The following is a 25,322-nucleotide window of genomic DNA, read 5'->3' as shown; positions in this document are numbered from 1 at the left end:
TTGACGCTGCGCCGTTCAATCCATCGTCACCGCCGCGCCAGTCATCGCAGTGTCACCCCCGTTTCGGCCGCAGCTTCTAGGCTTGGTATAGGGAAGTCGCAGCGAGGCAAAAAATCATGAAATCCCGTCTATTTATTCCCCTGGCACTGGCCCTGGGGTTCAGCGGTACCGCCTTCGGCGAAGGTGCCGATCAGCAACAGCAGCGCGCACAGTCGAGCGCGGGCTCGGCCTACGCCGCCGAAACCATGGAACATGTGGAAACAAGCACTTACACGGTGCCTGAAGTGGCGACTGAAAAAGTTTCCGCCGCCAACATCTATCTGATCGAAGAGCAGAACCGCGAGCGGTATCGGCAGGAGATGCTGCAGGAACACAATCGCCGCACCCTGCTACACAACGTACGCAGCACGCAGATGCAGCAGCTAGAAGTATTCCTGCAGGAAGGAGAAAGCGAACAACAGGTGGTGCAGGAGTCGGTGCCGCAGCTTCCTCAAGAGGTCACCACACCCTCTTTGGAGAGCACACTGCCAGCAATGAATGAAGAGGCCGGCCACGCTGCACCCGCAGAAGCGCGGATGGACGAGTATCAGGCTGAAGAGTTGCAGGCGGAAGAGCTACAGGTCGAAGAGGACCAGGCCGGCGAGCTGGCTCAGGAACCCTCCTGATACGGGCCTGAGGCAACCGCAGTGAGGCTGCTCTATTCGCTGCGGTCCGGGATGCGTGCAAGGCACAGGCGCGCGTCCGCCAGCAGCTTTTCCATCAGATCCCGATAGCCTGCGCCTTCCGGCAATGCAATCCCCAGCGGATCCAGCGCCTGATATCCGAGATTCAGATTGACGGCGGTCTGTTGGTCCCGATCATTGGCGGGAGCCTCACCAAACAGGCAACCTGCGACGGTTGTTTCCGGTTGATCACCCTCAAGGGTGCGGTGTTTCTGCATCAAAGTCCGCGCACCGTGCTGGTGATCCGCCGTTCCCCCCAAACTCTCAACGCCGACCCCTGCTGCACCAAAAAAGTGGCTGTAAGCCTGATGGGTGGTGACGATGGGAGCATCTTTGTAGGCCCAGAGTGCACGATCCTGCACCTTTTGCAGGTTGGACATGGCGCGGGAGAAATCCCGCGCGCGCTGGCGATAGCCATCTGCATTGTCCGGATCGGTGCTGGCCAGGCGCGTGGCAATCATCGCCGCCATGACTGCAGCATTGCGCGGTCGCAGCCACAGGTGCGGGTCGCTGGCGTCCGCACCGGTATATTCGTAGGCAGTTTTCTCGGCCAGCAGCATCAGCTGTCGATCATCCGGCACCAGCGCCATCTGCCGCGCCAGTACCGACTCCATCGCCGGCCCCATCCACACCACCAGCTGTGCAGACTCGAGCCTCAGGCGGTCAGATACCTTGGGGGCAAAGTGGTGGGGGTCACCGTTGCGGATCAACTGGTGCACCGAAGCGTCGCCCCCGGCAACCTCGCGGGCGATCATCGCCAGCGGGCCAATACTGGCGACAACCCTGGGCCCCACTTCTCCCGCTTCCTGCTCCCGTGGACTGCAGCCGCTCGCCGCGAACATGCTGGTCACTACAATGGTCAGGGCGGTAATCAGGCGAAGGGCTATTTCGGACATCAACTGGCAGCTCAAGCGGTGCAAAATCGGTTCAAACGACGCGGGTGCCGGTGCCGGCACCCAATTTAGGGGATGCGATATAATCACAGCCAGCTTACACTCGCCAGCCAAATCCCACCTTTTAAACCCGTCAGTCATCCAGTCTGGAAATCCCTTGAAGAGTCCGCAGGACAGCCCCCATAGCCCAACCACGCCGCTTATCCGCGCTCACCAGGTCAGCCTGGAAATCGCCGGTAGGCAGTTGTTGCAGGATATTTCCCTAGCGTTGCAGCCCGCCGAGATCGTTACCGTAATCGGCCCCAACGGCGCCGGCAAGACCACCTTGCTGCGCCTGCTACTGGGGCTGACCAAGCCGACTGCCGGCCGGGTGGAGCGGCTGCCGGGCCTGCGCCTGGGGTATATGCCCCAGCGCCTGCAGATCGATGCCACCATGCCGATGACCGTGGCGCGCTTTCTGCAGCTGGGCATCAGCGGGGTCGAAGTGGCGGATGCGCTGGATCGTGTTGCCGCACCCCATCTAGCCAAGTCTCGCCTGGCGGACCTTTCCGGCGGTGAGATGCAGCGGGTGTTGCTGGCACGGGCGGCGGCTCGCCGACCGCAATTGCTGGTGCTGGATGAGCCTACCCAGGGTGTCGACCTGGGCGGACAGAGTGAGGTTTACCAGTTGATCGCTCAGCTGCGCGATGAACTCAAGTGTGGCGTGCTATTGGTGTCCCACGACCTCCATCTGGTGATGGCCGCCACGGACCGCGTACTGTGCCTGAACCAGCATATCTGCTGCTACGGTCACCCGGAGCAGGTCAGCAAGGACCCGGCTTATCTGGAGATGTTCGGCGATAAACTGGCGCCCTACACCCACCATCACAATCACCACCATGATATCGGCGGTGAAATCGTGGACGAGGGCTGCAGTCACGACCACGACCACGCGATTACCCCCCCGCCATCGCGCACATCTTCGCAGGACTCCGGGGAGAAAGACTGATGGACTGGTCGCAGATTTTACACTCGACGTTTCTCTGGTACGCCCTGGGCGCCGGCCTGCTGGTGGCCCTGGTGAGCGGCCCCCTCGGCTGCTTTGCGGTGTGGCGGCGCATGGCCTACTTCGGCGACACCCTCGCCCACTCTGCCCTGCTCGGTGTGACCCTCGGTTTTGTACTGCATATTCAGCCGACGCTGGCGGTGGTGGCGAGCAGCTGCTTGCTGGCGCTGCTGCTGGTGTACTTCCAGCGTCGTCAGAACCTGTCGGTGGATACCCTGCTGGGCATACTGTCCCACTCCATGCTGGCCCTCGGGATCGTCACCGTCAGCCTGCTGGATATCAATGTGGACCTGTTATCGCTGCTGCTGGGCGATCTGCTGGCAGTCTCCACTCAGGACCTCCTATTGATGGCCATCGCCACCGTAGTAATTGCGTTGCTGCTGATTTTTCTGTGGCCGAAATTGCTCGCCTTTACCCTGCATGAGGAGTTGGCTGCAGTAGAGGGAATCAAGGTAGAAAGGGTGCGCCTGGCGCTGATGCTGATGCTGGCGCTGCTGATTGCCATCGCCATGAAAGTGGTGGGTGTATTGCTGATCACCGCCCTGCTGATTATCCCCGCCGCCACCGCGCGACGTATTTCGACCACCCCGGAGCAGATGGCCGGCTTCGCCTCCTTGATCGGCTGTATTTCCGTGGCAATCGGCCTTGCGGCTTCGGTGCTGTGGGATAGCCCGGCAGGGCCGTCGATCGTGCTGGCGGCGGGCTGCCTGTTTCTGATTGGGCAGCTGTTTCACCGGGAAACAACTGCCTGATTCATATCATGTCAACGGCTCAACCCGGGTATTGCAGCAGGGTCATATGCAACAGGTTTACCCCCCAGTGGGTAAACACACAGGCCCAGAAGCTGCCACGCAATTGCCAGATCAGCGCGTAACCCAGGCCCGCGAGCCCAACCAGCGACAGCATGGTGATGGAAACAGCCCAGCCCGTGTGCAGGTAGGTGAACAGCAGGGTTACCAGAATGGTCGGAATCCACGGCCAGCGATGTAACCACTGGCCCAGCCCGCGCTGTAAAACCCAGCGAAAAAAACCTTCCTCGGCAATACACACCACCAGCAGGTTCAGCAGTGCGGCGAGCGCGATGGTGGCGGTGAGCTTGGGCTGGAAGTCGAGAAAGAAAGCACCCGCGACAATCGGGGTGACGATGGCGATGGCCATCAGCGGCAGGTCTTTGCGTTTCAGCGGCTGTGGACGCAGCAGCATAAACAGCACGAGCGTCACGGCAATAACCGCTTTGGCCGGGCGAAAGCTCGCGTAAATTTCGCTGCCGTTTTGCAGATACGGCTCCATCAGCAGGATATGGTCGTTTCCGGGAATGGCCCCGCTGGTGACCACCAGCATCAACAATCCGGTAATCACATAGCTGACGGCTTTTTTCCAGCCCTGCGCACTGTCCATTGCCACCAGACCAAGCCAGATGGCGGGGGCGAATATACCGATCCAACCAAACGGAATTGCCAGCAGGCAGAGAAACGCCGCGGGTAGCCAAAGAAACTTACCATCGATTGGAGTATCCGCCGCAATCACTGGCGCACCCCGCTGTACATTGAGTGAAAACATAGAAATTCCATTTTCAACAATTTGACGAATTATTCGGTCCTGTAATTCAGATCAGGCAAACGAGAACAGGCGCCATCATAGCGCCTGTTGCACATCCCTGCCGTGATCGCGGTCCCCTCAGCCGTTATAGGTTGCGCGCATTGAACGGTACGTCAGTTTCATTTTTGCCGGATCCAGCGGCGCTTTGAAAAAGCCGTGGTAATGCCCACGGGGGTTGATCAGTACCACCTGTGATCCGTGATCTACGGTGTATTGGTCGTCTTCCAGTGGAACCTTGTTAAACGGCACGTTGAGCTGATTGGCAAAACGCTTGAGATTGATAAATTCTCCGGTCACTCCGTAAAAATCCGGATTGAAATAACGCACGTAGTCCTGCAGTTGTTTCGGTTGATCTCTTTGTGGATCGACGGAAACCAGCAGAATATCGGTAGTTTCCCGAGTGTCTTCATCCAGGGTTTTATAGAAGTTATTCAACGTGGCCAGTGTGGTGGGACAGACATCCGGGCAGTGGGTAAAGCCGAAGAAAACCAGCGTCCAGCGCCCGGTCAGTTGTGTGGTTTTGAATACGTCACCACTGTCGGCGAGCAGTTCAAATTCATCCAGAATACGCGGTCGCTCCAGCTTGAATGCACCGTTAGCCCGCAACTCCGCATCGGTAATCACCCGCGGCTGGTTCAACTTGTTAAGAAATCCCACCACAACGGCTGTCATAAACAGTATCAACACAGCGACGGTTATAAAAATGCCGCGTTTCTGTGCCGGCGTGTGATGCAGATTTTCATTCATATCAAACTCCGCTAGTAGGCAGCGCCACCAGATAGTGGTCCATCAACATAATGCAAAAGAGCGCCATCAGATAAACAATGGAGTACTTGAACGTCTCCATTCCCGCATTGGCAACCCTGCCCCGTAGCATCTCGATGGCCCAGTAGAGGAAACCGATACCGAGGACCACCGCACCGAGTAGATACAACCACCCCAGCATTGCGGTTGCGAATGGCAAAAGACTAACGGCGAAAAGAATGATGGTATACAGCAGAATATGGATTTTCGTAAACTGCACACCGTGGGTAATCGGCAACATTGGAATTTCTGCTTTTGCGTAATCATCGCGACGGTGCACCGCCAGTGCCCAGAAATGCGGTGGCGTCCAGGCAAAAATAATCAGCACAAGCAGCAGACCGTGGCCATGTATCTCACCGGTTACCGCAACCCAGCCAAGTAGTGGCGGCGCAGCACCCGCGAGACCACCAATGACGATATTCTGAGGCGTGGCGCGCTTGAGAAACATGGTGTATACCACTGCATAACCCAGCAGGGAGGCCAGTGTCAGCCAGGCGGTCAGTGCATTGACAAAGACGAGCAGTATAGACATACCAGAACAGCTCAGGGCCAATGCAAACAACAGTGCCTTATGGGGTTCGACTCGGCCTCGCGCCACCGGGCGGTTGGTGGTACGGGCCATTTTGATATCGATATGCCGGTCGACAAGATGGTTTATCGCGGCGGCACCGCCAGCACAAAGCGCGATACCAGCATTCCCCAGGACCAATATATCCAGTGGCACCATGCCGGGGGCCGCCAGTAACATGCCGATCACTGAGGTGAGGATCATGAGCATCACCACCCGCGGTTTGGTGAGCTCATAGTAATCACGCCAGATGGCGTGCTGGACTGCTACTGCCTGGGTACTCATGGTTACCACCTCGTTGTCATTATTATGGGTATCTCAAAAATCTACTGCGCGTGCGCCTGGCGGCGTCTGGCGGTGCTGGTGCGCCAGCCCGGTCAGAATGCTCATGTAGTCTCAAACACTCCGCTTCCTGCACTCCGACGCCCACCACCAGCCTCCCGCTCGTTACGATTCTTGAGGCGCCCCTATTTGAGGTACTGCAAAACCCTCTACGCTACATCTTTATGCTCAATCTCAACGTCGTTACGGAAAATTCTTGATCGCCGGCTGCACCGTGTTAATCCGATAGCAGAAGGTCAGCAGACTCAGCAGCAGTAGTGCTGCGCCGGCATTGTGGGCCACGGCGATGGGCAGCGGCAGGAACATCACCACATTCGCAATTCCGAGAGCCACTTGCAAGCCCAATACGGCGAGCAGGCCCTGGCCCCAGCGGGGCGAGCCGGCCCGCCAGGCGAATACCGCCAACAGGCTCACTATCAGCGTGACAATGATTGCGCCAATGCGGTGGGTCAGGTGAATTGCGGTACGCGCATCGCTTTCCAGCGCCCCGCCTAAATAGTTTGGGCCGATATGTTGTGCAACATTAAAACCCTGTCGGAAATCCATCTCTGGCCACCACTCGTTGTGACAGGTAGGGAAATCCGGGCACGCCAGCGCCGCATAGTTGGAGCTGGTCCAGCCACCAAGTGCGATCTGGAGGCTCACAACAATTACTGCCACAATCGCCAGTGGACGCAACCTCTGCAGTGCCGCGTACTCATGAGCTGGTATCAATCGTTTCCGGTAGCGTAACCGTTCGGACAACATCCATAGCACTGACAGTGTAGCCATACCACCCAGAAGGTGCAGGGTAACGACTTGCGGCCAAAGTTTGAGAGTGACCGTCCACATACCGAAAGCCGCCTGCAGGACTATCAAACCCAACAGGATGTGACTCTGGATAAACCCCCGATGCCCGCGGCGACGCCAGAACAGATAGGTTAATCCCGCCACCAGCAGCAGCAACATGCCGGCAAAATAGCGGTGCACCATTTCCGGCCAGGTCTTGTCGGTTTCTACAGGGGTGTCCGGAAAGGCGGCGTTGGCCGCGGTAATTTCGTGGTGCTCATCCGGCCACAGGAGGTGCCCGTAACAGCCGGGCCAGTCCGGGCAACCGAGACCGGCGTCAGACAAGCGGGTGAAGGCACCGAGCACCACCACCACCAGGGCGAGGCCGGTGCCCGCCAAAGCCAGGCGAAACCGCCAGTCCCTCTTGTAGTTTTTACTCAGTTCAGTGATATCGGATTCAACATCCATTTCGCTCCCTCCTTTAGCCTTTACTATTCGTAGGAGTACTTCAGCAATCGTTTGATATCTTTCAGCAATTGGTTGCCAGTATGGGTATTATCGTACACCATCATCGCGTAACCCTGTTGATCCACAAGTAGCGCATTTGGACGCGCGAGGCCGGCGTGGTCACTGTCAGCCAGCCACAGATCCAGTTGTTGCGGGTCAACGCTGAAGAAGCGGAGTTTGGGGTGTTGGCTGGCGAGATCTCGTTGGCGCACCCCGCTCAATGGCGCGGCAGTGACAAGGATCCGTTCCACACGACGTGCCTTGTCGCCCAAGCGGATATGCACCTGACGAGTGGTGTACAAAAGTTTCTCGCATTCAACGCTACACTGAGCATCACCGATAATCAGGTAGCGCCACCTAAGCGCCTCGTGCTCCAGTGACAACTCACTGCCATCATGGGTCAGTAGCTCGATTTCTGCCACACTCTTGGCAGGTTTTAGGAGTTCCCCCTGATTAACCGTGTTGGATGGAATACCTAAACCGGTATAAAAGATGAGGTAAGCTGCAAGAATCGGTAACGCTACAGAAGCAACGACACCAATACCGGCCAAACGACTCGAACCTGACAGCATTCGATGCGAACGCTCTGCCGAATTGACCTCCGAATCCTTATCGGTCTGAACTCTTTCCGTCACCTCTTGTACCTCACTATTGGGAGCAATTTGCGGACCGGAATCCACAATACACTCATTATTGATTTGGTTTAACTACATCTGTTTTTAAGATTTCTTTAACTTATCACACAGTATTTGGCGCGTGTTTGTCGCCGTAAGCAACCAAAGTACAAGCAGAGTAGCTGCCATCGCGAACCATTGTATCGAGTATCCGATGTGCTTCGGCGAACTTGTGGTGATCAGTTGCCAGTCAGTAACCAACGCGGTATCTGAATCAACACTGAGACGCACTTGCCACATTGGTTGGTTAAGCATGAGTTGCTGTGGGTTCAATTCTTGCAGGGACTGAATTCGACTTTGAGGTGTCGTGCCACCTTGCCCATTGAGCTGCGCGGGGTAAAGAAAGCCGGTGATGACTTTCGCGGCCAGTGGATAGCGCACTTCGGGCAACTCGCTTCGACGACTGCCAGCTGGCAGCCACCCACGATTGATCAACCAGCGTGATTTGGTTGTATCACTGCTGCCGGTTTCAAAAATCTGCAGTATTTCGTAGCCAACACGACCATTGCGGGTGCGATTATCGAGAAAAAAGTACTCTTCTGAATAAACGCCCAGTAAGCGTACGGGCGTATAGGCTTTAAGGATTCCCCACTGTGCAGACGCGTCAGTCAGATTTACCGGCTGTGCGGAGAGTCGCCCATTGATCTGCTCCAGCATCTGTTGTTTTTCCGCCGCGCGATTGAGCTGCCAGTTGCCGAGGCTCAACAAGATGGGGAAAAAACACAGGCTGAGGAGGGTGACGGGCCAGTTGCGAATAAATGCTACACTGGCGGCGCGCGATGAGGACTTGCCATCTGCCGCGTGTTCCGTAACCTTTTCGGCGTTCCCGGTCTTTACTGCGTGATCGCGGTGTTGCTGCGATGTATGGGGAGCTGTCATGCCAATAAATACTTCAATAAGTGGCGTTTTATTATGTGGCTAAAAGCACTAATCGTGTTGTTGTTTCTCGCCGTACTGGCCAGCCTGACCAGTGCGCTGATTTTCCTGTTGCGCGATATGGGCGCGCCACAATCCAAACGTACCCTCTATGCGCTGGGTATTCGCATCTCTCTGGCGGCATTGTTACTGATCGCTATTTGGTACGGATTTGATAGCGGGATCCTTTCCAACACCGCGCCCTGGGCAAATAAATATTAAGTTCGATTTAGACAGGTGGATGCTAGAAGCACCCACCTGCCAGCTTTTGTTTACGCACCCAGCACGTAGACAAAGATAAACAGACCGACCCAGACCACATCCACAAAGTGCCAGTACCAGCTGGCCGCTTCGAAACCAAAGTGATCGTCCGGCTTGAAGTGGTGGGCGATCACCGAGCGCAGCAACATGATCAACAACATGATGGTGCCGAGGGTCACGTGCGCACCGTGGAAGCCGGTGAGCATAAAGAAGGTGGTGCCGTAGATTCCGGATTCCAGAGTCAAGCCCAGCTGCTGGTAGGCCTCGAGATATTCCTCTACCTGGAAGAACAGGAAGGCAATACCCAGTGCCACGGTAGCGGTGAGCCACAGATTAAAGCCCTGGCGCTTGCCCTTTTTCAGATAAACATGGGCGATATGTACGGTCACACTGGACGCTAACAGCAATACAGTATTAAGCAGCGGCAGGTGCCAGGGATCGATAATTCCCTTGGGACCGACCACTTTGGCCGCGTCACCACTGACTGCCTGCTCCGGGGTAACCATCAGCGGCCAGGTGTTCTGGAAACCCTCCCACAACATATTTGATGATCCGCGGTCACCCTCACCACCGAGCCACGGCAGGGAGAAGGTGCGGATGTAATAGAGTGCGCCGAAGAAGGCGGCGAAGAACATCACCTCAGAAAAAATAAACCAGCCCATACCCCACACATAGGAGCGCTTCAGCTGAGCGCTGTTGAGGCCCTGCATGTTTTCCTTGATGACTTCCGCAAACCAGAACCACAACACCGTGGCCATGGCGATGGCGCCGATAAAGAAAATATACGAGCTGCCGCCATTGACCCAGGTGGCGGCACCAAAGGCCGTCAGGAATATGCCGATGGTGGCGAAGATAGGCAGCCGGGACTGCTCGGGAACATAGTAGCTGCTTTCGGTGGCCATAGTTTTTTATCCCTCTCGCTCGGAGTCGGTATTTTTGTTGTTCGCTTGTTTGGCAATTCTTTCCGTGACATCAAACAGCGTGTAGGAAAGCGTAATGGTATTTACCCCGGCGGGCAGATCCGGATCGACGATAAAACGCAGACCCAGTTCGGCGGATTCGCCGGCGGCGAGCGCCTGCTGGTTAAAGCAGAAGCATTCGGTTTTATGAAAATAGCTGGCGGCCTTGAATGGCACCAGGCTGGGAATCGCCTGACCGATCATGTCGCGGTCGGTGGGGTTGCGCGCGTGGAACACGGTATCTACCGCTTCCCCCGGGTGCACTCGGATTTCCACCGTATCGGGCTTGAATTCCCACGGCATGTTTTCGTTATGGCTGGCAACAAACTGTACTTTCACCGTGCGCTCGGTATCCACCGCGGCAGGCACCGCCTCGTAGCGACCACCGGTTTTTCCATTCAGGCCGGTAATCTCACAAAAAGCATCGTACAGCGGCGGCATGATGAACAACGCAAAGCCGAGCATGCCGACCGCGAGGGTCAGCAGCTTGGCTGTGGTTTTTGCGTTTGCGCTCAGCGACATACCGTCAACTCTTACAGGAAATTAACGCACAACCGGTGGCGTGCTGAAGGTGTGGTACGGGGCCGGTGACGGCACGCTCCACTCCAGCCCTTCCGGATTTTCCCACACTTCATCGGTGGCTTTCTTGCCGCCCTGCACCGTGCGAATCACGTTGAACAGGAACACGATCTGTGCGGCGCCGAACAGGAAGGCACCGACACTGGCGATCTGGTTAAAGTCCGCAAACTGCAGTGCGTAATCCGGAATACGGCGGGGCATACCAGCGAGGCCGACAAAATGCATCGGGAAGAAGGTCACGTTCAGGCCCACAAACGCCATCCAGAAATGCACCTTGCCCATAGTCTCGTTGTACATATTCCCGGTCCACTTGGGCAGCCAGTAATAGACGCCGGCGGTAATCGAGAAAATGGCGCCGGGCACCAGCACATAGTGGAAGTGCGCCACCACAAAGTAGGTATCGTGATACTGGAAATCCGCCGGCGCGATGGCGAGCATCAGGCCGGAGAAGCCACCCAGGGTAAACAGGATCACAAACGCGATGGAGAACAGCATGGGCGTCTCGAAAGTCATCGAGCCGCGGAACATGGTGGTCACCCAGTTGAACACCTTCACCCCGGTGGGCACCGCGATCAGCATGGTGGCGTACATAAAGAACAGCTCACCGGCAATCGGCATGCCCACGGTAAACATGTGGTGCGCCCACACGATAAAACTTAGGAAGGCGATGGACGCGGTGGCGTACACCATGGAGCTGTAACCGAACAGCGGCTTGCGCGCGAAGGTGGGAATGATCGCCGACACGATACCGAACGCCGGCAGGATCATGATGTACACCTCGGGGTGGCCGAAGAACCAGAACACATGCTGGAACAGTACCGGGTCACCACCACCGGCGGCGCTGAAGAAGCTGGTACCGAAGTGGATATCCATCAGCATCATGGTCACCACACCGGCGAGTACCGGCATTACTGCAATCAGCAGGTAGGCGGTAATCAACCAGGTCCACACGAACAGCGGCATCTTCATCAGGGTCATACCCGGTGCGCGCATATTCAGAATGGTGGCGACGATATTGATCGCACCCATGATCGAAGAGGCACCCATGATGTGAATGGCAAAGATAAAGAAGGTCACACTGGGCGGTGCGTATTCGGTGGAGAGCGGCGCATAGAATGTCCAACCGAAGTTGGGCGCACCGCCTTCCATAAACAGCGTGGATGCCAGCATCGCGAAGGCGAACGGCAGAATCCAGAAGCTCCAGTTGTTCATGCGCGGCAGCGCCATATCCGGAGCGCCGATCATCATCGGCACCATCCAGTTGGCGAGCCCCACAAACGCGGGCATCACCGCACCGAACACCATGATCAGCCCGTGCATGGTGGTCATCTGGTTAAAGAAATCCGGCTGCACAATCTGCAGGCCGGGCTGGAACAGTTCAGCGCGGATAACCAGCGCCATACATCCGCCTAGCAGGAACATCGCAAAACTGAACCACAGATACATCGAGCCGATGTCTTTGTGGTTAGTGGTGTAGAGCCAGCGGGTAAAACCGGGTTTGGGACCGTGTGCCATAACTAAACTCCTCTCGGCTCCTGCTTACTTATTCTTGAAATTGAGAATGTCGATGGGCTGCACGGTGTCGCCCATATTGTTGCCGAAGGCACTGCGCTGATAGGTGATGACCGCGGCCAGGTCCACTTCACTTAACTGCGCGCCGAAGGCCTGCATCGCTGGGTTGGTCGGGGAACCATTCACCACCATGCTCATGTGCCCGTCCATGGGGCCGGTAGCAACCTTGGAACCGGCAATGGCCGGGAAGGTGCCGGGAATGCCCTGGCCTTTGGCCTGGTGGCACGCCACACAGGCACTGTTGTAGATTTTCTCGCCGCGCTCGTACAGCTCGTCGAAGGTGAACGTTTTGTTGGTCAGTTCCTTGATGCGCGCGGCTGCGGCAGCGCGGTCGCTGAGCCAGGAATGGTATTCATCTTCCGGCACCGCCTTGACCACGATCGGCATAAAACCGTGGTCCTTACCGCAGAGTTCCGCACACTGGCCGCGGTAAATGCCGGGCTCATCGATGCGGGTCCAGGATTCATTTACAAAGCCCGGGATCGCATCTTTCTTCACCGCCAGATCCGGTACCCACCAGGCGTGGATCACGTCGTTGGCGGTAATCAGGAAGCGGATTTTTTTATTCACCGGCACCACCAGCGGCTCGTCTACCTCAAGCAGGTAGTTCACCGTTTTCGGTTGCTGATTTTGAATCTGCGACTGGGGCGTGGAGAGATTGGAGAAGAAAGAGACATCGGAACCCAGGTAGTCGTATTTCCACTTCCACTGGTAGCCGGTGATCATGATGTCGAGATCGGCTTCCTTGGTGTCGTAGATATCGTAGAGGGTTTTGGTGGCGGGGATCGCCATGCCGATAAGAATCAGGGTAGGGACAATGGTCCAGGCCAGTTCCACTCCGAGACTTTCGTGAAACTGTGCGGCCTTGTAGCCCTTGCTTTTGCGGTGACGCCACATGCTGTAGAACATCACCCCGAATACCGCTACGCCGATCACCACACAGATCCAGAAGATCAGCATGTGAAGATCGTAAGTGGTACGGGAAACCTCGGTTACCCCCTGGGTCATATTGACCCCCCAGCGTTGCACTTCCTCCGAGGCCTTCTCAGAAGCCTCCTGCGCGAGCGCAGCGGGTGCAATTGCCGAGATGGTCAGGAAGGCGAACAGCCGTTTGAAGCCCATCAACATCGCCTGCAGATCTCCATGTTTGTTATTCTCGCGAGCCCGCTTCCTGCGGTTTGATCGCTACGGCCTTGCGCCACGGAAAAATAACCGTGCGCGGTCGCGGCATCGCAAACCACAAAATAGCAAAACCCGTAAACAGCGGCTGGCTGTTCCGAGGATGGAGACTGCCCCGATCGGAAAATCGGGAACACACCCACACGTGAACGTGTGGATACGCTGTAGTAAACCAAGACTACATACACTGTTCGCACACCGGGCGAGGACCTCAACTGCGCGATACTGCTGTCAGTGCAACTTGTTATTTTTACTTCAGATGTCGCCGCCCGGAAGGTACAACCAACAACCTGTGTCTTTTTGTCGCATCTAGCACTTTCAAAAGAAACACATCGCCAGAAGAAAGTCAATTGAAACGCCAACTTACATGAAAAATTCATCGGCGCTCTCCAGTGTCTTTTCACGCCGAAACGCCGCTCCCTATCTGCGGGTCTGGCATCTCGCCTGGCCCATGATTCTGAGCAACATCACCGTGCCACTTCTGGGCGCAGTAGATACCGCCGTGCTCGGCCACCTGTCCAGCCCGGAATATCTTTCCGGCGTCGCCATTGGCGCCAGCGTGATTTCCATGTTGCTGTGGGCTTTTGGATTTTTGCGCATGGGCACGACCGGGCTGGTGGCCCGCGCCAGCGATAGCGGCGCGGCGTGGTTACTGCGCGCACTGGTGCTGGCACTCGCCCTCGGCGCCCTGTTGCTTCTGCTCGCCTCGCCGCTGCTGCCACTGATCACCCAGTGGATGAACGCCAGTACCGAGGCCACGCCCCACGCGCGCGACTATCTGCAGATCCGCCTGTTGAGCGCGCCGTTAGCGCTTGCCAACTTTGCCCTGCTGGGATTTTTTATCGGACGCCAGGACAGCCGCGCTCCGCTGGCGATACTGGTCACTGCCAACCTGCTGAATATCGCGCTGGATCTGCTGTTGATTCTGGGGCTGGGGATGGGCGCGCGCGGCGCCGCCTGGGCTTCGGTTTGCGCAGACCTGTGCAGTTTCTGCCTGGGCTGGTGGCTGCTGGGTTTGCGCCACCGGGATGCACGCAACGAGATGGGAGAAGTATTGCGGAGCGCCGCCTTCTGGCCATGGCAAAAGACGGCGCCGTGGTTGGAACTGCTGCGCATCAACGGCGATCTGTTTGTGCGCACCTGCCTGCTGCTGTTTACCCTGACCTTTTTCACCGCCCAGGGCGCGGCCCAGGGCGACACCATACTGGCGGCCAACGCGATCCTTCTGCAGCTACTGATGATCACGTCTTACGCCCTGGACGGCTTTGCCCACGCCACCGAATCCCTCGTTGGTCGCGCGGTGCGGCGTGGTTCGATGGAGCAATTCCAGCGGACCAACCGCGCCGCCGGCACCTGGGCACTGGTGACGGCGCTGGTAATCACGGGCATTTTGGTTACCGGAAAGTTCTGGATTTTGCCGTTATTTACCGATATCCCCGCGGTACTGTCGGCAACGGCAAGCTACTACCCGTGGCTATGTGCGTTGCCCCTGGTTGCAGTGTGGAGCTATCAGCTGGACGGAGTTTTCATCGGCGCAGGTAAAAGCCGGCAGATGCGGAATACCATGTTTGTCGCTTCCGTGATGGTGTTCATAGCAACTTGGTGGATGACTCGACATTTGGGCAATGCTGGCATCTGGTTCAGCCTTTTTTTGTGGTTTGGCGCACGATCAACCGGATTGATGGTCTATTTTTACTACTACACTAAAAACAAAGTTTGGCTGTAACTGGAGCTACGGTACCGATTCCACTTCCATCGTTAAGCAGTCTTGTCCGCTCACTAATTTGAACCCGCTCACGGGTCCAAACGGGGGAATGGCGAACAAAGAAACGAGGACGCGGTTTCGCCGTTTTCGTTTTGACGTATGTCCGACCATTACCACCTGATCCAACAGTGCATCGAACGGGCCGTGGCCGCAGAGCAGGCCCGCAGTCGTTTTCGACGCTCACTGCACAACACACTGCCGAACCTGCACCGCAGCATCCATTTGCCGCAGCGGGATGCCCCGCTGCACATTACCTGTTTTGTGATCCGCTATATCCAGGTGATTCCCTCGTGGCTCGAGCGCATGGAGCAGCTGTGTGATGCCGGCGGGCTCGACTTTCTCCCGGTCAGGGATCTGATCGTGCACAGCTTTGGAGAAATACCCGAGCGCCAGCCCCAGGAACACGGGCTCGGCTCTATTCTCGATGAGGCGTACCTCACCCACCGGATAATGGAAGAAATCAACGACATCCTGCAGCCGGTATGCGGTACCCCGCTGCTGCCAATGGACCCGATGGTGGCGAACCTGGTTGTGCGTGAATTATTGGGCGAAACCCTGGCCTGCCAGCTGGATGATCTGGCCGAAGTGCTGTTGCAGCGTTTTGAACCCGCCGAACTGGACCCCGCGCGGCTGGTATCGATGATCCTTTACAAGCAGCGATTTGAAGATGTGCCCGGTGAGTGGCCGGATTTCGCCAACCACATGCAAATTGAATTGCGTGCCCCCACCCTGAACCGACAGATTGATCTTTCACACTGATCACATCTGGCCGGGTCTATTATTTCTTGCCGCTGCAGTCGCCGATCTTTACTGCTCTACGATCTGCCGCCAGTTGGCGAAAAAGTCCGACTCACCGTGCAGCAGGGAACGATTCAGGTCGTCGGCCTTGCGGTGCAACTTTTTGTTGTAGAAAAACAGACTTCCACCGCGCAAGGTGAACCCTTTCGGGTTGTCCGTCAGCAATTGATAAAAGGCTTCCTGTCGCTCCAGATACTGCAGTACCCGGCGTTTGCTGAAGCGACCCTTGCGGTATTTCTTAAATATATATTCCTGTAGCTGCTGCTCGGTCAGCGCGCGCGCTTCCGGTGAAACCCGGCTGACGTCCAGCAGTCGTTTTACATCTGCCTGCAGATCATCGAGATAGCGGTCCGCGGCTTCTGCGGCAACCTTTGAACGATAAATGGCTTTTTTCCGGCGCTCCTGAAACGGCTCACTTTTTGCCGTATCCAGATCCCAGATTTCTTTTTTCGCCATTTCCGCAAGTGAGCGGAATATGGTTTTGTGTTGACGATTACTGTTCACCGTCAGGCGATCACATACCTCCAGAGCGCCCTGCCAGTCGGCATAGGGTTTCCCCTCGTATACCGCATCCGGTAATGCCGCCACCCGCTCCCGCAAACGCTCGGTTTCCCTATCTAGTAGTTTGGGCTTTTTGTTCCAGTCATTTGCCTGCAACGCATACAGTGATAGCAAGCCCTGATTGACGCAGCGGGTAATCAGATGCGCGGTCGTCGCCTGCTGCTGTTCACGAACTTCGCGATAGTGATCCAGTCCATAGAGACCGGCAATGACGAGAACGATCGCCAGGGCGATCAGGGGATAGATTTTTTTCAAGAGCCTGGCTTCTGAGAAGTGATTTTGTGGATTATTTTTTATCGTTCGGGGGCAGTAAGATTTTCACTGCCGTTACTTCCACTTCCCTGTCTTCGGTTTGATTTACACGGGTATCCAGTTCCCGCGGTGATGCCTGTAGCCGAATTTCATCTTTGAAACCACACGCCACGCACTCACGATAATTCTTGTCACCCTGTTTGTAATTGACGATCTTGTCCATTTCGCTACAGCGCGGACAGACGGCGCCGGCAATAAACCGGCGCTTCACAGGCTTTTCAAATTCGTCGCTCAAAATATACCTCGTTACTTGCCGCGCTATTCGATACCGGAGTGGCGCAGCAGCGCGTCAATTTTAGGGGCCCGGCCACGAAATTCCGTGAACAGGTCCTGCGCATCGCGACTGCCACCCTGCTCCAGTACGGTGGCGAGAAATTTATTGCCCGTGGCCGGATCGAAAATGCCGGTCTCCTCGAACAGTGAAAACGCATCCGCACTCAGCACTTCCGCCCACTTGTAGCTGTAGTATCCCGCCGCGTAGCCGCCGGCAAAAATATGGCTGAAGCTGTTCTGGAAGCGGTTGTCCGGGGACACCGGCACCACCGACACCTTGGCCCGCACCTCGTTGATCAGGCGCTGGATCTCATCCGCGTTGGCGCCTTCCGGGCGCGAGTGCAGCAGAAAGTCGAACAGGGCAAATTCCAGCTGGCGCACGGTGAACATGGCGGACTGGAAGTTCTTTGCGGCGAGCATTTTATCCAATAATGCCTGCGGCAGGGGCTGCCCCGTCTCAAAATGCCCGGAAATCATCGCCAGCGCTTGCGGTTCCCAGCACCAGTTCTCCAGAAACTGGCTGGGCAGCTCCACCGCATCCCAGGCCACCCCATTAATCCCGGACACCGCCGCCACATCCACCTGGGTGAGCATATGGTGCAGGCCGTGGCCAAATTCGTGGAACAGTGTGGTGACCTCGTAGTGGGTCAGCAGCGCCGGCTTGTCTTGTGATGGGCTAGAAAAATTGCACACCAGATAGGCCACCGGCAACTGCAGGCCCGCCAATGTCTGGCGGCGCACCCGCGCGTCGTCCATCCAGGCGCCGCCGCGCTTTTTCTCGCGGGCATAAGGGTCGAGATAGAAGCCGGCGATGGGCTCACCGCCGCGCTTCAGCCAGTAGAAATGCACATCTTCGTGGTAGCTGGGCACGCTGTCGTCCCGCTCCGCCACCACCCCAAACAGCTTTTCCGCCACCGCAAACAGGCCGCACAGCACCTTCGGATAGGGGAAATACGGGCGCAGGTCTTCCTGGCTGACGGCATAGCGGGATTGCTTGAGCTTCTCTGCCGCCCAGGCCACGTCCCAGGGCTGCAGTTTGTCGAGGCCCAGTTCATCGGCCGCAAACGCCTGCAGCTCCGTGAACTCCTTCACCGCGGCGGGCCTGGCGCGCTTGGCCAGATCCCGCAGGAAAGTCTCCACTTCGTCGGTCGAACCCGCCATCTTGCTCGCCAGGGAGCGCTCCGCGTAATTGGCCATACCCAGCAGGTGCGCCTGCTCGGCGCGCAGGGACAGGATCTCCGCCATCACATTGGCGTTATCGAACTCGCCGGCATTGGGACCCACATCCGAGGCGCGGGTGATAAACCCGTAGTGCATCTTGTGGCGCAGCTCGCGATTCTCCGCGTGGGTCATCACTGCCAGAAAGCAGGGGCCATCCAGCGTCAGTCGCCAGCCCTGTTCGCCCTTTGATTCCGCCAGTGCCTTCGCCGAGGCCAGCGCGGATTCGGGGATACCCGCCAGCTCGGCCTCGTCGGCGACTGTCAGGCTCCAGGCGTTGGTGGCATCCAGCACGTTGTTGGCAAACTTGCTCTTGAGCTCCGCCAGCCGCTTGCTGATGGCAGCGTAGCGCTCGCGCTTTTCGCCCTCCAGCGCCACACCGCCGAGATGCATATCCCGCAGGCCGTGGCGCACCGCCTGCTTGCGCGCCTGTGGCCAGTTGGCGAAATCCGGGGACTTAGCCAGGGCGCGGTATACCGCGTACAACTCCGGGTTCTGCCCCAGCTCGGTCCAGTACTCGGTCACCTGCGCCAGGCACGCCTCGTAGGGCGCACGCCAGTCGCCGCTCAGTACGCTGTTCAGGTGTGAAACCGGTGAAAACGCCTTGCTCAGGGAATCCTGGGCCTCCTCCAGGGGTGCCATGGTTTCATCCCAGCTCGGCTCGCCACCGGCATTATTCAGGCAGGATTGCAGCTGTTCGCGGCATTTGGCGATCAGTTCAGCAATCGCGGGCTCGGCGTGTTGCGGCTTGATGGTATCGAAGGGAGGCAGTACTGGCGCGGTCAGCAGCGGGTTCGCGGAGGAAGTATCAGACATCGGGATTCCTTGTCGCAGGGCGATCGGCAGCGGCGCATGGATCGCGGGGACGGGTTAACATATGCCGATTATTCTAGTGGATTGCGCGAACACCTTGCACCACAGCACCTTGCATCAAAGCACCTAGCACCAAAAGCCGGAGGTCAACCTTGTCCAAGTTGGATTCAACCGAACACACCCTGCGCGAACACCGCGGCCACAGCCCCAAGCTTGGCGAGCGGGTTTTTATCGACCCCCAGTGCACGGTGATTGGCGACGTTGAACTGGGCGACGACTGCTCCGTGTGGCCGATGACCGTAATCCGCGGCGATATGCACCGGGTGCGCATCGGCGCCCGCACCAGCGTGCAGGACGGCTCGGTACTGCATATCACCCACGCCAGTGATTTCAACGAGGGCGGCTGGCCGCTGACCATCGGTGAAGACGTCACCATCGGCCACAAGGCCTGCCTGCATGGCTGTACCGTGGGCAATCGGGTGCTGATCGGGATTGGCGCCATCGTGCTGGACGGCGCGGTGATCGAGGACGAAGTGGTTCTGGCCGCCGGCGCGCTGGTGCCGCCGGGGAAGCGGCTGGAAAGCGGTTATCTGTATGTGGGTTCACCGGCGAAACAGGCGCGGCCGCTGACCGAGAAAGAGAAGTCTTTCTTTACCTATACCGCCGGTAATTATGTGAAGCTCAAAGACGAGTACCTCGCCGATTGATACTGCAGTAACTGCACATAGCGCGCGCTGATTCCGCAGGATCACCGCGCGCGTCGACCGAGTTCAACAATCAGAAGTTCTGCCCCGCGTCAAAATGTATTCAGCATCTGTACTAAACCTGATGTACGGAACCTGATACACAAAACGCGCGTAAACAATAACTTTTGCTTTTGGACGACTCGATGAACGACTACCGGCAACTGCGTATCAACGGCCAGCGCCTGTGGGGCTCCCTGATGGATATGGCGCAGATCGGCGCCACACCAAAAGGCGGCTGCAACCGCCAGGCCCTTACCGACCTCGACAAACAGGGCCGTGACCTGTTTGTGAAATGGTGCGAAGGCGCCGGCTGCAGCGTCACCGTCGATGAAATGGGCAATATCTTCGCCCAGCGCCCCGGCACTGGTTGTAAAAACGGGCCGGACCTGCCCCCGGTACTGACCGGCTCCCACCTCGACACCCAGCCCACCGGCGGCAAGTTCGATGGTGTTTACGGCGTACTCTCCGGCCTCGAAGTCATCCGCTCCCTCAACGACGCCAATGTGGAAACCGAAGCCCCTATTGAAGTGGCCGTGTGGACCAACGAAGAGGGCGCCCGCTTCTCTCCCGCCATGATCGGCTCCGGCGTCTGGGCCGGCGAATTCGACCTCGACTACGCCTACGCCCGCCAGGACAAGGAAGGCAAAACGTTCGGCGCAGAACTGGAACGCATCGGCTACAAGGGCCAGGCCCCCGCCAAACCGCGCCCCCTCGCCGCCGCATTTGAAGTCCACATCGAACAGGGCCCCATTCTCGAGGCCGAAGAAAAAACCATCGGCGTATTGAGCGGCGTCCAGGGCATGAACTGGTACGACCTCACCCTGATCGGCCAACCCTGCCACGCCGGCCCCAGCCCCATGGAAGGCCGCCGCGACCCGTTTATGGGCCTGCACCGCATCCTCGACCAACTCTACAAACTCGCCGAAGAACACGCCCCCTGGGCAAGAGCCACCTTCGGTGACATCCGCGTCGAGCCCGGCAGCCGCAACACCGTCCCGGAAAAACTCGCCCTCGCCGTCGACCTCCGCCACCCGGACCAGAAAACCCTCGACGCCATGGACCAACGCTTCCGCGAAATCGCCGCCAGCGTCGCCGAAGAAACCGGCCTCGAACACGAAATCCGCGAAGAATGGCGCTCCCCCGCCGTCGCCTTCGATACAAAATGCGTCGAAGCCGTACGCAGCGCCGTCGCCGATCTCGGCTACAGCAACAAGGAAATGGTCTCCGGCGCCGGCCACGACTCCGTGTACATCTCCCGCGTAGCCCCCACCAGCATGATCTTCGTGCCCTGTGAAAAAGGCCTGAGTCATAACGAAGCGGAAAATGCGGAACCGAAAGATCTGGAAGCCGGCGCGAATGTGCTGCTGCACGCGATGTTGAAAATGGCAAACCCAGGCTAACCGGATTGGTGGATGCGCTGCGCTTATCCACCCTGCGACTTAACGAAGTAAGAAACTTTAATGCGAAGCGGCTGCTGCCGGTGACTATTTGCTAGACCTTCCGCGAGAGGGACCTCGCGGAAGAGCCCCCAGGGATGGGTTCACGGCGTGTCTAGCAAATAGTCACCGGCAGTGGCCGCGCCACCGGGCCCTAAACAGGGTTCAGTAAAAGCTCGAGAACCACCATGACCGAATTTACCTACAAACACCGCAACGAAAACGGCAACACAGCGCCGCTGAAAAACTGGGGCATCGACTCCGAATACGGCGTTCTCACCGACCTGCTCGTTGGCCCCATCGACAACTACACCTGGCAGATGGGCAACGCCGCCAGCCGCCGCTCCGTGCGCCTCGGCCGCCAGTTCGACCCCGCTATCGCCAAAGCCCAGCACCAGGAAATGCTCGACGCCTACAAACACGCCGGCGTCACCACCCACCTGCTGCCCGCCGACAGCAACCTCCCCTATCAGCTCTACGCCCGCGACAGCAGTGTCATGACCCCCTGGGGCCCCATCGTCACCCAGATGTACTCCCCCTGGCGCCGCGGCGAATGGGTCGACGTGGTCAAAACCTACCAGAAGCTGGATATTCCGATTTACGACATCATCACCGCCGGCAGCCTCGAAGGCGGCGACTTTATGGTGCTCGAACCTGGCGTCATCCTGTGCGGCTACAGCGGCGAACGCACCTCACCCCAGGGCTTCAACCAGATGAAAAGCTGGATCGAAAAAGAAGGCTGGGAAGTAAAAGGCTACGAATTCGACCCCTATTTCCTGCATATCGACGTACTGGTAGCGGCGCTCGCAGAAAAACTCGTGGCAGTGTGCGTGGATGCGGTGGAGCCGGAACTGGTGCAGTGGTTCAAATCCCGCAACTTCGAGATTATCGACATCTCCTACCCGCAGGTGATGGAACTGGGTGTGAACGTGGTGGCGCTGGGCAACGACCGCGTCATGCTCCCCGCCGACAACACCGAACTGAAAGAAAAGTGCCGTGCCCACGGTCTGCAAGTGATCGACCCGGATATCTCCATGATCACCGCCGGCGGTGGCGGTGTACACTGCATGTGCCAGCCGCTCGCCAGAAAGCCGGCTTAACGCCCGGATCTCACAAAAAAGGTCGGCTCTACGGCCGACCTTTTCTATCTGCACAGCAACATCGTACTCTGCACCGACGGCACAGCGGGAATCATCGCGCCGCCTTGACCTCTTCTTCGCTTACCAGCAACACCTGATCTCCCCAGGTATTGGTGATAAACGCAATGATTGCCGCGATCTCGCGGTCCGTCAGAAATTCCAATGGCGGCATCAGATCTTCCTCACCGCCATTGCGGCGCGGTGCCGAACGCCCGTGCAGCAGCGTCTCGACCAGCAGCTTTTTATTTGCCAGTAGAGCGGGATCGTGCAGAGAGGGGTACAACGCCTCCTCACCATAGCCATCAATCTTGTGACACTTTATGCAGTTGTCAGCAAAAGTGAGCGCACCCAGCCCGATCAGATCACGGGTCTCCTCCTCCGAGGCCACGGATCCCAGCGAGAGGGTCGCCAGCAATATACCGATGGTTCGTTTGCCTTTCATACGGAGTACCCTGTTTCCAGAAACTTTACGGAATTATTTCCCCTGCGCGCGCAGCCACCCCGACCCGGCAATGCCCCCCGCCGCACAGGCCAGAACAATCACCAGTGGCGTCAGGGTACCCAGCGCCAGCGCACCGATACCCAGACCACGCATCGGCAGCAACACCAGCAACAGAATTCCCGCGGGAATCAGCGAAAGCAGAAAGCCGCGGGTAATCCAGCTTTTGCGCCAGGGCAGCAGGAAAATCAGACCGCAGATTCCGCCCCACACAACCCGTTGGTAAATATAGGCGTTGGAAAGGTGCGGCGCGATATCGACCGACAGCGCGCGGGTAATACCATAGTGGCCCAGCGCCCACAGACCGAGCGCGTAACCCAGCCCGGCTATACCGCCGGCGGCAAAACAGATGGAAAGATTTTTTATAAATTCGCGCATAAACATCCCCCGATTTTCTTGCGCCTCGCCAGGAATTTATCCTGACGGGGTAATGGGGGAAGTATGCCAGAACTAGCGGAAAACACCGCTAACGGGTTTGGAAATCAGGCGGGGCGTTTGCTGGGGCCGTAGAGTTCTTCCAGTATGCTGTCGATACGGGAGGCCAGTGCGTCCTGGCTTTCGTCCAGCAGGATTACGTGGCCCATCTTGCGGCCCGGGCGCAGTTCCTTGCCGTAGGACCAGACACCTTCATTCTGCAGCGCAGGCTTTTTATCCACACCCAGCATATTGATCATGACCGCCGGGCGCTCTGCCGTGGTGTCACCCAGTTCCATACCGAGAATCGCGCGCACATGGTTGGCAAACTGGCTGGTTTTGGCACCGGCCAAGGTCCAGTGGCCGCTGTTGTGTACGCGCGGTGCCAGCTCGTTGATCAGAAGACCGCCGTCGGTGACGAAGCACTCCATCGCCAGCACGCCCACGTAATCCCAGGCGTTCATCAAAGTGGAGAGATATTCTTGCGCGGTGGTCTGCAGCTTTTCATCTACATGGGGCGCCGGTGCGGTGGAAACCAGCAGGGTGCCGTTGTAATGATCGTTCTCCGCCAGCGGATAGGTCACCACCTTGCCGTCCGCGGTACGCGCACCAATTAGAGAAACTTCGCGGGAGAAATTGATGCCCTTCTCTACTACGTATTCCTGCGCGGGCACCTGGTCGGCGATCGCCGCCAGATCTTCGTCGCTGTTCACCCGCCACTGGTTCTTGCCGTCGTAGCCGTTCTCACAGCTTTTGATAAACGACGGGTAGCCCAGCTCTCTTACCGCCGTACAGATTTCGTCGTAATTGTTGGCCGGGCGGAAAGGGGCCACCGGCAGGCCGGCTTCGGTGATCGCGGTTTTCTCGCGCACGCGATGCTGGGTTTTTTCAAACGCATCCGGGCGCGGGTACACCGGGCAGAATTTTTCCAGCGCGCGCAGCAGGCCTGCATCGACGCCTTCGCGTTCGGCGGTGATGACTTCCGGGCTGCCCATGGCTTTGTACAGCGCTTCGATCTTCGCGCTGTCACCCGCATCAACCGCACCTGGATTGACAATGGTGCCGAGCCCTTCCACACAGGTGGTATTTTCACCATTCTCGGCGAGAAAACTGAACTCGATACCCAGCGGGCGGGCCTCCTGGGCCATCATCTGCGCCAGCTGGCCACAACCGACAATACCTACACGTCTGGCTGTCATTTCCGCTACACCTCGTACTCGTTCAGTAATCGCTAACAGGTTGAATCAACGTCGCTTATTCGACTTCAAAAGGTACACCGGCGCTCTGCTGTTCGCGCCAGGCGATCAGGCGCTTCTGCAGCTCCGGATCGGTCAAAGACAGCATCTGCGCTGCCATCAGGCCCGCATTGAATGCGCCAGAAGCACCCACTGCCTGAGTGGCCACCGCCACACCCTTGGGCATCTGTACGATGGACAACAAGCTGTCCATACCGGTCATGAACTTGCTCGCCACCGGCACGCCGATCACCGGCAGCGGGGTCATGGCGGCGATCATGCCCGGCAGATGTGCAGAACCTCCGGCGCCGGCGATGATCACCTGGGTACCACGCTCGTGGGCGGTGGTGGCGAACTCCACCATGCGCTGCGGGGTGCGGTGGGCGGACACAACCGCCGTGGCGAAGGGCACACCCAACTCGGTGAGGGGCTTGGTCGCCATTTCCATGGTCGGCCAGTCGGACTGGGAGCCCATGACGATGGTGACTTTTTCGAAGGGCAGCTCTTTCACTTTCGCATAACTCCAGAATTTGGCGGGCACCGGCCCCAAAAATTAGGGGCGGAAGGATACCAAAACTCAGCGAGAAAGCACGCAATACGGGGCTCTCCGGCAGGTTCGGCGCCGCTTTTTGGGCGATTTATTGCTGCGGGCAGCCCAACCGGCAGTATCTGAGTACCGGGGAACCGGCTTTGCCGGTGCGTGTTAAGGAGAACAACAGAGCAAAC

At 57.9% G+C, this 25,322-nt stretch carries 27 protein-coding genes; 9 read left to right on the top strand and 18 right to left on the bottom strand.

Annotation, left to right across the window (positions count from 1 at the left end):
* The first annotated feature begins 116 nt into the window (after window positions 1-116).
* Window positions 117-665, top strand: coding sequence for a hypothetical protein (locus ACXAG1_RS09025; RefSeq protein WP_475119528.1), 549 nt, complete (start codon window positions 117-119; stop codon window positions 663-665).
* 32 nt (window positions 666-697) lie between these two features.
* On the opposite strand, the gene ACXAG1_RS09020 is transcribed toward ACXAG1_RS09025, so the two are convergent.
* Window positions 698-1,618 carry a metal ABC transporter solute-binding protein, Zn/Mn family gene (locus tag ACXAG1_RS09020; RefSeq protein WP_475119527.1) on the bottom strand — a complete coding sequence of 307 codons (921 nt, stop codon included), beginning with the start codon at window positions 1,616-1,618 and terminating at the stop codon, window positions 698-700.
* Window positions 1,619-1,817: 199 nt separating this feature from the next.
* Between ACXAG1_RS09020 and znuC the strand changes: the two genes are divergently transcribed.
* On the top strand, window positions 1,818-2,603 hold the full coding sequence (gene znuC / locus ACXAG1_RS09015; RefSeq protein WP_475093908.1) for a zinc ABC transporter ATP-binding protein ZnuC: 786 nt from the start codon (window positions 1,818-1,820) through the stop codon (window positions 2,601-2,603).
* Window positions 2,603-3,412, top strand: coding sequence for a zinc ABC transporter permease subunit ZnuB (znuB, locus tag ACXAG1_RS09010; protein WP_475091361.1), 810 nt, complete (start codon window positions 2,603-2,605; stop codon window positions 3,410-3,412). The genes znuC and znuB overlap by 1 nt, the downstream gene beginning before the upstream one ends.
* A 19-nt stretch (window positions 3,413-3,431) precedes the next feature.
* Here znuB and ACXAG1_RS09005 read toward each other — a convergent pair whose 3' ends face one another.
* From ACXAG1_RS09005 to ACXAG1_RS08980, 6 genes are all read right to left on the bottom strand, one after another.
* Window positions 3,432-4,220: a lysostaphin resistance A-like protein gene (locus tag ACXAG1_RS09005; protein ID WP_475091360.1), complete on the bottom strand. Its 789-nt coding sequence runs from the start codon at window positions 4,218-4,220 to the stop codon at window positions 3,432-3,434.
* A 117-nt stretch (window positions 4,221-4,337) separates the two neighbouring features.
* Window positions 4,338-5,006: an SCO family protein gene (locus ACXAG1_RS09000; protein ID WP_475091359.1), complete on the bottom strand. Its 669-nt coding sequence runs from the start codon at window positions 5,004-5,006 to the stop codon at window positions 4,338-4,340.
* A gap of 1 nt (window position 5,007) precedes the next feature.
* A complete protein-coding gene (cyoE, locus tag ACXAG1_RS08995) occupies window positions 5,008-5,916 on the bottom strand; it encodes a heme o synthase (RefSeq protein ID WP_475091358.1) in 909 nt (302 codons plus the stop codon).
* A gap of 240 nt (window positions 5,917-6,156) precedes the next feature.
* Window positions 6,157-7,209 (bottom strand): COX15/CtaA family protein, encoded by a 1,053-nt coding sequence (locus ACXAG1_RS08990; RefSeq protein ID WP_475119526.1) that lies wholly within the window; start codon window positions 7,207-7,209, stop codon window positions 6,157-6,159.
* Window positions 7,210-7,232: 23 nt separating this feature from the next.
* The gene (locus tag ACXAG1_RS08985) at window positions 7,233-7,883 is read right to left on the bottom strand and encodes an SCO family protein (RefSeq protein WP_475119525.1); all 651 of its coding nucleotides are present in this window, start codon (window positions 7,881-7,883) and stop codon (window positions 7,233-7,235) included.
* Window positions 7,884-7,967: 84 nt separating this feature from the next.
* Window positions 7,968-8,801: an SURF1 family protein gene (locus ACXAG1_RS08980; RefSeq protein WP_475119524.1), complete on the bottom strand. Its 834-nt coding sequence runs from the start codon at window positions 8,799-8,801 to the stop codon at window positions 7,968-7,970.
* A gap of 33 nt (window positions 8,802-8,834) precedes the next feature.
* Between ACXAG1_RS08980 and ACXAG1_RS08975 the strand changes: the two genes are divergently transcribed.
* Window positions 8,835-9,059 carry a DUF2909 domain-containing protein gene (locus ACXAG1_RS08975; protein ID WP_475091354.1) on the top strand — a complete coding sequence of 75 codons (225 nt, stop codon included), beginning with the start codon at window positions 8,835-8,837 and terminating at the stop codon, window positions 9,057-9,059.
* Window positions 9,060-9,109: 50 nt separating this feature from the next.
* On the opposite strand, the gene ACXAG1_RS08970 is transcribed toward ACXAG1_RS08975, so the two are convergent.
* The 4 genes from ACXAG1_RS08970 to coxB are packed head-to-tail and all read right to left on the bottom strand — an operon-like array spanning window position 9,110 to window position 13,336.
* Window positions 9,110-10,000: a cytochrome c oxidase subunit 3 gene (locus tag ACXAG1_RS08970; protein WP_475091353.1), complete on the bottom strand. Its 891-nt coding sequence runs from the start codon at window positions 9,998-10,000 to the stop codon at window positions 9,110-9,112.
* A 6-nt stretch (window positions 10,001-10,006) separates the two neighbouring features.
* Window positions 10,007-10,579, bottom strand: a complete 573-nt coding sequence (locus tag ACXAG1_RS08965) for a cytochrome c oxidase assembly protein (protein WP_043319827.1) — start codon at window positions 10,577-10,579, stop codon at window positions 10,007-10,009.
* A gap of 21 nt (window positions 10,580-10,600) precedes the next feature.
* Window positions 10,601-12,151, bottom strand: a complete 1,551-nt coding sequence (gene ctaD / locus ACXAG1_RS08960) for a cytochrome c oxidase subunit I (protein WP_475091351.1) — start codon at window positions 12,149-12,151, stop codon at window positions 10,601-10,603.
* Between the two features lie 24 nt (window positions 12,152-12,175).
* Window positions 12,176-13,336 carry a cytochrome c oxidase subunit II gene (gene coxB, locus ACXAG1_RS08955; RefSeq protein WP_475091350.1) on the bottom strand — a complete coding sequence of 387 codons (1,161 nt, stop codon included), beginning with the start codon at window positions 13,334-13,336 and terminating at the stop codon, window positions 12,176-12,178.
* A gap of 418 nt (window positions 13,337-13,754) precedes the next feature.
* On the opposite strand from coxB, the gene ACXAG1_RS08950 reads away from it, so the two are divergent.
* Together ACXAG1_RS08950 and ACXAG1_RS08945 are read left to right on the top strand one after the other, a co-directional pair.
* Window positions 13,755-15,113, top strand: coding sequence for an MATE family efflux transporter (locus ACXAG1_RS08950; RefSeq protein WP_475119523.1), 1,359 nt, complete (start codon window positions 13,755-13,757; stop codon window positions 15,111-15,113).
* A gap of 138 nt (window positions 15,114-15,251) precedes the next feature.
* Entirely contained in the window at window positions 15,252-15,911 is a 660-nt protein-coding gene (locus ACXAG1_RS08945) for a hypothetical protein (RefSeq protein ID WP_475004270.1), read from the top strand.
* A gap of 48 nt (window positions 15,912-15,959) precedes the next feature.
* On the opposite strand, the gene ACXAG1_RS08940 is transcribed toward ACXAG1_RS08945, so the two are convergent.
* The 3 genes from ACXAG1_RS08940 to ACXAG1_RS08930 are packed head-to-tail and all read right to left on the bottom strand — an operon-like array spanning window position 15,960 to window position 19,130.
* Window positions 15,960-16,766 carry a hypothetical protein gene (locus tag ACXAG1_RS08940; protein ID WP_475091348.1) on the bottom strand — a complete coding sequence of 269 codons (807 nt, stop codon included), beginning with the start codon at window positions 16,764-16,766 and terminating at the stop codon, window positions 15,960-15,962.
* 31 nt (window positions 16,767-16,797) lie between these two features.
* Window positions 16,798-17,058, bottom strand: coding sequence for a YheV family putative zinc ribbon protein (locus ACXAG1_RS08935; RefSeq protein WP_475004272.1), 261 nt, complete (start codon window positions 17,056-17,058; stop codon window positions 16,798-16,800).
* Window positions 17,059-17,081: 23 nt separating this feature from the next.
* A complete protein-coding gene (locus tag ACXAG1_RS08930) occupies window positions 17,082-19,130 on the bottom strand; it encodes a M3 family metallopeptidase (RefSeq protein ID WP_475119522.1) in 2,049 nt (682 codons plus the stop codon).
* Between the two features lie 149 nt (window positions 19,131-19,279).
* Here ACXAG1_RS08930 and ACXAG1_RS08925 point away from each other — a divergent pair, with 149 nt between their 5' ends.
* The 3 genes from ACXAG1_RS08925 to ACXAG1_RS08915 all read left to right on the top strand — a co-directional run bounded on the left by ACXAG1_RS08925 (window position 19,280) and on the right by ACXAG1_RS08915 (window position 22,409).
* Window positions 19,280-19,834, top strand: a complete 555-nt coding sequence (locus tag ACXAG1_RS08925; RefSeq protein ID WP_475119521.1) for a gamma carbonic anhydrase family protein — start codon at window positions 19,280-19,282, stop codon at window positions 19,832-19,834.
* Window positions 19,835-20,016: 182 nt separating this feature from the next.
* Complete coding sequence (locus ACXAG1_RS08920) at window positions 20,017-21,273, top strand: Zn-dependent hydrolase (RefSeq protein ID WP_475119520.1); 1,257 nt, start codon at window positions 20,017-20,019, stop codon at window positions 21,271-21,273.
* Window positions 21,274-21,497: 224 nt separating this feature from the next.
* Entirely contained in the window at window positions 21,498-22,409 is a 912-nt protein-coding gene (locus tag ACXAG1_RS08915; RefSeq protein ID WP_475091344.1) for a dimethylarginine dimethylaminohydrolase family protein, read from the top strand.
* A gap of 91 nt (window positions 22,410-22,500) precedes the next feature.
* Here ACXAG1_RS08915 and ACXAG1_RS08910 read toward each other — a convergent pair whose 3' ends face one another.
* The 4 genes from ACXAG1_RS08910 to purE form a co-directional block, all read right to left on the bottom strand.
* Entirely contained in the window at window positions 22,501-22,890 is a 390-nt protein-coding gene (locus ACXAG1_RS08910; protein WP_475119519.1) for a c-type cytochrome, read from the bottom strand.
* A gap of 33 nt (window positions 22,891-22,923) precedes the next feature.
* Window positions 22,924-23,325 (bottom strand): hypothetical protein, encoded by a 402-nt coding sequence (locus tag ACXAG1_RS08905; RefSeq protein ID WP_231758916.1) that lies wholly within the window; start codon window positions 23,323-23,325, stop codon window positions 22,924-22,926.
* A gap of 104 nt (window positions 23,326-23,429) precedes the next feature.
* Window positions 23,430-24,560: a 5-(carboxyamino)imidazole ribonucleotide synthase gene (locus ACXAG1_RS08900; RefSeq protein WP_475119518.1), complete on the bottom strand. Its 1,131-nt coding sequence runs from the start codon at window positions 24,558-24,560 to the stop codon at window positions 23,430-23,432.
* A 55-nt stretch (window positions 24,561-24,615) separates the two neighbouring features.
* Window positions 24,616-25,107, bottom strand: a complete 492-nt coding sequence (purE, locus tag ACXAG1_RS08895) for a 5-(carboxyamino)imidazole ribonucleotide mutase (protein WP_475091341.1) — start codon at window positions 25,105-25,107, stop codon at window positions 24,616-24,618.
* Between the last annotated feature and the right edge of the window lie 215 nt (window positions 25,108-25,322).

This window comes from Microbulbifer sp. ABE4_465 (genome assembly GCF_056160765.1).
Note: the sequence above shows the minus strand (reverse complement) of the source record. Positions and strands in the feature narration are given on the sequence as shown.

Coding starts and splice junctions, on each gene's coding strand:
- ACXAG1_RS09025 (WP_475119528.1), top strand. CDS start 117: ATGAAATCCCGTCTATTTATTCCCCTGGCACTGGCCCTGGGGTTCAGC.
- znuB (WP_475091361.1), top strand. CDS start 2,603: ATGGACTGGTCGCAGATTTTACACTCGACGTTTCTCTGGTACGCCCTG.
- ACXAG1_RS08975 (WP_475091354.1), top strand. CDS start 8,835: ATGTGGCTAAAAGCACTAATCGTGTTGTTGTTTCTCGCCGTACTGGCC.
- ACXAG1_RS09020 (WP_475119527.1), bottom strand. CDS start 1,618: ATGTCCGAAATAGCCCTTCGCCTGATTACCGCCCTGACCATTGTAGTG.
- ACXAG1_RS08990 (WP_475119526.1), bottom strand. CDS start 7,209: ATGGATGTTGAATCCGATATCACTGAACTGAGTAAAAACTACAAGAGG.
- ACXAG1_RS09005 (WP_475091360.1), bottom strand. CDS start 4,220: ATGTTTTCACTCAATGTACAGCGGGGTGCGCCAGTGATTGCGGCGGAT.
- ACXAG1_RS08915 (WP_475091344.1), top strand. CDS start 21,498: ATGACCGAATTTACCTACAAACACCGCAACGAAAACGGCAACACAGCG.
- ctaD (WP_475091351.1), bottom strand. CDS start 12,151: ATGGCACACGGTCCCAAACCCGGTTTTACCCGCTGGCTCTACACCACT.
- ACXAG1_RS08910 (WP_475119519.1), bottom strand. CDS start 22,890: ATGAAAGGCAAACGAACCATCGGTATATTGCTGGCGACCCTCTCGCTG.
- ACXAG1_RS08965 (WP_043319827.1), bottom strand. CDS start 10,579: ATGTCGCTGAGCGCAAACGCAAAAACCACAGCCAAGCTGCTGACCCTC.
- ACXAG1_RS09000 (WP_475091359.1), bottom strand. CDS start 5,006: ATGAATGAAAATCTGCATCACACGCCGGCACAGAAACGCGGCATTTTT.
- ACXAG1_RS08945 (WP_475004270.1), top strand. CDS start 15,252: ATGTCCGACCATTACCACCTGATCCAACAGTGCATCGAACGGGCCGTG.
- ACXAG1_RS08920 (WP_475119520.1), top strand. CDS start 20,017: ATGAACGACTACCGGCAACTGCGTATCAACGGCCAGCGCCTGTGGGGC.
- coxB (WP_475091350.1), bottom strand. CDS start 13,336: ATGTTGATGGGCTTCAAACGGCTGTTCGCCTTCCTGACCATCTCGGCA.
- ACXAG1_RS08930 (WP_475119522.1), bottom strand. CDS start 19,130: ATGTCTGATACTTCCTCCGCGAACCCGCTGCTGACCGCGCCAGTACTG.
- ACXAG1_RS08970 (WP_475091353.1), bottom strand. CDS start 10,000: ATGGCCACCGAAAGCAGCTACTATGTTCCCGAGCAGTCCCGGCTGCCT.
- ACXAG1_RS08980 (WP_475119524.1), bottom strand. CDS start 8,801: ATGACAGCTCCCCATACATCGCAGCAACACCGCGATCACGCAGTAAAG.
- ACXAG1_RS08950 (WP_475119523.1), top strand. CDS start 13,755: ATGAAAAATTCATCGGCGCTCTCCAGTGTCTTTTCACGCCGAAACGCC.
- ACXAG1_RS08905 (WP_231758916.1), bottom strand. CDS start 23,325: ATGCGCGAATTTATAAAAAATCTTTCCATCTGTTTTGCCGCCGGCGGT.
- cyoE (WP_475091358.1), bottom strand. CDS start 5,916: ATGAGTACCCAGGCAGTAGCAGTCCAGCACGCCATCTGGCGTGATTAC.
- ACXAG1_RS08900 (WP_475119518.1), bottom strand. CDS start 24,560: ATGACAGCCAGACGTGTAGGTATTGTCGGTTGTGGCCAGCTGGCGCAG.